Origin of the sequence: Nostoc cf. edaphicum LEGE 07299 (assembly GCF_015207245.1) — a bacterium.
In the GTDB taxonomy this organism is placed as follows: Bacteria; Cyanobacteriota; Cyanobacteriia; order Cyanobacteriales; family Nostocaceae; genus Nostoc; species Nostoc edaphicum_B.
Window position 1 is genome coordinate 1 of record NZ_JADEXF010000485.1, and the last position, 4,300, is coordinate 4,300.

A 4,300-nucleotide genomic window follows, 5' to 3' on the forward strand; every position below is an offset into this window, starting at 1 on the left:
ATTGATATTGTCAATTCCATTTTTGGCAAAACCAATAATTTCTAGATCGTTAGTCAAGCCTAACACCTGTTGATATTCTTCTTTTGCTACATCATAGTGCTGTAAAACATAGTAGATGTGACCCCTCAACAAATGGGTATTGGGGTCATCGGGTAAATTTTGCACCACTTGGTCAACTAAAGTGGCCGCAACCTCATAATTTCTTTGAACATAGGCGGTCATCGCCTGTTGATATGTTGGCTCGTAATTATCAATACTTGCTGCCATTTCCTCCTCCAATTTCATCCTGCCCACCTAGCACTTCGTACAATTGCCATTTGATCGAGCAGTCTTAGACACTGATTATTTTTAGCACCTAATGACCACTCTCCACGTAAAAAGGGAGCCATCGTATCTGGAACACTAGTTGGTGGCATTAGATTCTGGACATCCAACCAGTCCATACCACCGATTTCCTCTACTGCTAAACCCACTATTGTGTCTTGCTCTTCAATGGCAATCACCGAAATTTCAGCTCTATCCGTGTTTAATGCACTTGCTTCCCCCAGAAATTGACCCAAATCGGCCACCCAAATAACTCGACCTCGTAAATTTAGAGTACCCAAAAGTAAAGGAGAAGCATTAGGAATCGGGGTGATTCTATCAGGACTTAGTTCAATTACCTCTCGGATGCCAGTTGCTTGTAGTGCAAACTCCTGATGCGAGGGAATGTAAAACCTCAGATGTAACTCACCTTCAGGACTTTCTACTTGTAATTCTGGTCGAAAGTGGTCTTGACCGCTGCCACTTAAAAAGTCCGGTTTGCTGACCATGTTGTTTTTATCCTTATCCTCGCAGCAGTTGTTTGACTGTTCCTACCAACTCGGTTGGTTGAAATGGTTTGGCTATGTAAGCGTCTGCACCCTGCTTCATACCCCAATAGCGATCGAATTCTTCACCTTTGGAAGAACACATAACCACTGGAACATTTTGGGTTTTTGGATCGGATTTTAACCGCCGACAAACTTCGTAGCCGTTCATTCGGGGCATGACAATATCTAATACCACTAAATCTGGAGGTGCTATTTGAATTGCCTCTAATGCTTCTAATCCATCACTAGCATGGGTAACTGTTAGGCCAGTTGCTTTCAGGAGGTCTGTAATCATCTCCCTTTGCGCTATACTGTCTTCCACAATTAGAACTGTGCTCATAAGTGTCTATTTACCTCCTGATTTAGACGTTCCTAATTGGAACATTCCCTGATTCCTCCGCAAGTATTAACTGTATAAATTAATTGTATGTCTTCACTATTTTCCCGGAGATTGACGTTTCACTGAGTTAACTGACTCTGTGATAACATCTTTTAACTCATCTTTTAGTAGATCAACAAATCTTTGATCTCTTTAGATGCCCCATAGGTGAGAGAGATGAGGGAAAAATAATTAATGCCCCATACCCAATTTTCATTGGTTGTTGATATATTTTTCTACGAGCATCAGTAACTCAGTGTCTGTAAACGGTTTTGTCAAATAATCTGTTGCCCCGACCATCCTAGCTTTGACTCTATCCATAAACCCATCTTTCCCAGTAAGCATGATAATCGGTGTGAGCCGAAATGCTGTTGAATGTCGCAGCATAGCGCAAACCTCGTATCCTTCCAATTCCGACATAGCTATGTCGCATAAAATTAAATCCGGTTTGAGTTGAAAAACCAGACTCAGTGCCTCTAAGGGATTGGTAAGAGCGATCGCTTCATAGCCTTGTGGTTGTAAGATGGAATTTATAGTCTCACCGATGGCGATCGCATCGTCAATACATACTATCCGCCCCATCGGTTTTTCTTTCAATTCCCAGCTATCCGTGTGTGTATCTGGGTGACTAGTCTCTGAATATACTAGTTGTAGCCAACTTTGTTGCACATAAGGATATATTGCCTTAGCAACTGTCAAAATGTCTCGGTTGAGATGGCGAGCTAGTTGTCGCAAGGATGTTTTACCATCAGCCCAATGTTGTAGCTTATTCACGGTTGCTTCTGGTAAAGAAGATTGTAGCTGAACTTTGTCAGATAGCACTGGCAATTGTTCTGGAGACTGAATGTGTGGATAGAGTTCCTTCCACTGTTGCAGCTGCTTGGTGATTTTTGTCACCAATGGAGCAATCTCATAAGTGTTTAATTGCGGGGCAAGTGCTGCACCCTGATGGAAAATGAAGTTACCTTGGCGTAAACTCAGCAAATCAAAGAGAGTTTCATGCACCAAACCGTAAATGATACTACCAGCTATCTTTGGGTTGATGATATTCCGCTCCAAGAGTGCCCAAAGATAGGCATACTCTGGCGCGTCGGTTGGTGGTAGGCTGGCAATTTGTTTGTCGGTGAGTCGCATCTCAACTCGATAATGACGTAAATAATCGCTAATTCTGGATAAACTACTCTCGCCTTCTTGGCAATAGATAATTTGACCATTAAGGAAAAAGACGAACCAAGACTGTTGTTTAGGGCGATAAATGTTTGCTCCATCTCCACCCAGTTTGTTGTTCTGGTGAGAGCTATAAGCTTCCACCCATAGTTGCCCAGTTCGCTGTCCCAATTCAATCAATTGCAGAATACTGCAAATATCAATTTCATTTAGATTTCCCTGCATTTAGCTAAAAAGTACTCCTTAAGTATTGCTGAATTCTGAATCGTGAATTATGACTTATTCTTTAAGTATTGATTATGGAGTATTGAAAAGATTTTTACTCTATTCTGATTGTCATTAGGGAATACATTAAACTATAAACCTTCATATTTCGTAATACACTTTGACAAAGCTAGTGTTAACACGGAAGTCATCATCACTGTCATCAGTACAAAATATAAAGGCGCGACCAGATCGCTTCTATAAGTATCAAGACGTAACATCTTGCGTCTATAGTTTTGTCTGTCTTGTTCTTCTAAACCTTGGTTCAGTGAGACAAGTTAACAGAATTATTTAAGGTATATCTCAAAACACGAACTTTAAGTGCATCAATAAAGGACTAACGGTGTGCTGTATTTAGCAGAAGTACAAAAACAGAAAGGTGGTTTACTCAGTGGCGGTGGCAAAACCGAACTGAAACTGCTAGCTTGTCAGCGAACTGACCAGAATTGGAGTACTGTGTCGGAAGAGGTGATTGCCGCTGAGGACGCAAGCAAATTAAATGATGGTGCTTTGGTATTGGTTGAGCTGAATCCGAATCGTCAAGTGCAGCGGATTCAAGAAGCAGGACGTCCACTCGTCAACATTTTGCAGAATTTTTCCCGCCAGTTGGAGAAATTTAAGCTCAAGGAAGATGAGATCGATCAGTGGAAACAGTCACTAACATTTCAGGCGCAAGAGTTGAATCGCCGTGAAATGGACATGGAGGTACGAGCAGAACAGTTGCAGCAATTGGAGGATGAGGTACAACATCTAGAGGAGCAAAAACAAGAAGTTGACACCTCCCGCCAGGAAATTGAACGATTACAAGGAGAAATTGAGCGCAACCGCCAAGAGTTGGAAGGCGCTTGGGAGCATTTACGGGGTGAGCAGCGTCGCCTGGAAGAACGCCAAGCGGATTTTCAACAAGGGACGGTTTTGGACGAGGAGCAAAGTCGAGTAATGAGTGAGTTACTCGATCGCTTGTCTAGTCGTGTTAATCCTACGGAAACAGTTAGAGAACACCTGCATCTAGCCTTTGAATTGGTCGAAAAGCAGCAAGCGACTCTTACCCCGCATTGGCAAAAACTGGAGGAGCATAAAAGTGCGATCGCACAACAGCAAGAAGAAGTTGAGCGTTTATCACAAACTTTTAGCGATCGCCAAAATGCATTACAAGAAGCGCAAAATTCTCTAGTTCAACAAACAGCCCAATTACAAATAAACACAGCAGACCTTACCAGTAAGCAAGAGTATGCTCGGCTTGTCAAAGAGCAGTTACGAAACGCCGAAGAGTTATATCAACAGATGCACTCTTTAGCGGCAACATCTGGTGACGTAGTTCTCGGCAAGCAAGCTGATGTGGAGGCTTTGGATAAAATGCCTTTAGAAGAACTACAAAAGATAGTGCAAGACTTGCAGCATAAGTTAGAAATCGATGCTAGCTTTGTTCACGATCAAGAACAAGAACTGAAATATAAACAAGAAGCTATAGAAGAACTCCAAACTAAATTAAATCAAGCATCTGACCATGACCATATCAATTTGGAACTAGAACTAACTGATGAAAAAGACCTTTATCAGATGCTAAATTCCAGTTTGGTGGGACAACGCCGCAATATGCTACAGCACCAGAAGTTTCTTAAACAACATCAAGCTGTAC

At 42.0% G+C, this 4,300-nt stretch carries 5 protein-coding genes; 1 reads left to right on the forward strand and 4 read right to left on the reverse strand.

The features are described 5' to 3' along the window. From IQ229_RS15280 to IQ229_RS15295, 4 genes are all read right to left on the reverse strand, one after another. Positions 1-267: tetratricopeptide repeat protein (locus IQ229_RS15280; protein ID WP_194045021.1), on the reverse strand; the 267-nt coding region annotated here is incomplete at its 3' end. A gap of 14 nt (positions 268-281) precedes the next feature. Then, positions 282-812, reverse strand: coding sequence for a chemotaxis protein CheW (locus IQ229_RS15285; RefSeq protein ID WP_194045023.1), 531 nt, complete (start codon positions 810-812; stop codon positions 282-284). 13 nt (positions 813-825) lie between these two features. Continuing rightward, complete coding sequence (locus tag IQ229_RS15290) at positions 826-1,191, reverse strand: response regulator transcription factor (protein ID WP_069073698.1); 366 nt, start codon at positions 1,189-1,191, stop codon at positions 826-828. A 252-nt stretch (positions 1,192-1,443) separates the two neighbouring features. Next, complete coding sequence (locus tag IQ229_RS15295) at positions 1,444-2,622, reverse strand: response regulator (RefSeq protein ID WP_194045025.1); 1,179 nt, start codon at positions 2,620-2,622, stop codon at positions 1,444-1,446. Between the two features lie 384 nt (positions 2,623-3,006). Here IQ229_RS15295 and hmpF point away from each other — a divergent pair. Then, positions 3,007-4,300: pilus motility taxis protein HmpF (hmpF, locus tag IQ229_RS15300; RefSeq protein WP_194045027.1), on the forward strand; the 1,294-nt coding region annotated here is incomplete at its 3' end.

Excerpts from the sequence above, each read along its gene's own strand:
- IQ229_RS15295 (WP_194045025.1), bottom strand. The coding sequence starts at position 2,622 with ATGCAGGGAAATCTAAATGAAATTGATATTTGCAGTATTCTGCAATTG.
- IQ229_RS15290 (WP_069073698.1), bottom strand. The coding sequence starts at position 1,191 with ATGAGCACAGTTCTAATTGTGGAAGACAGTATAGCGCAAAGGGAGATG.
- IQ229_RS15285 (WP_194045023.1), bottom strand. The coding sequence starts at position 812 with ATGGTCAGCAAACCGGACTTTTTAAGTGGCAGCGGTCAAGACCACTTT.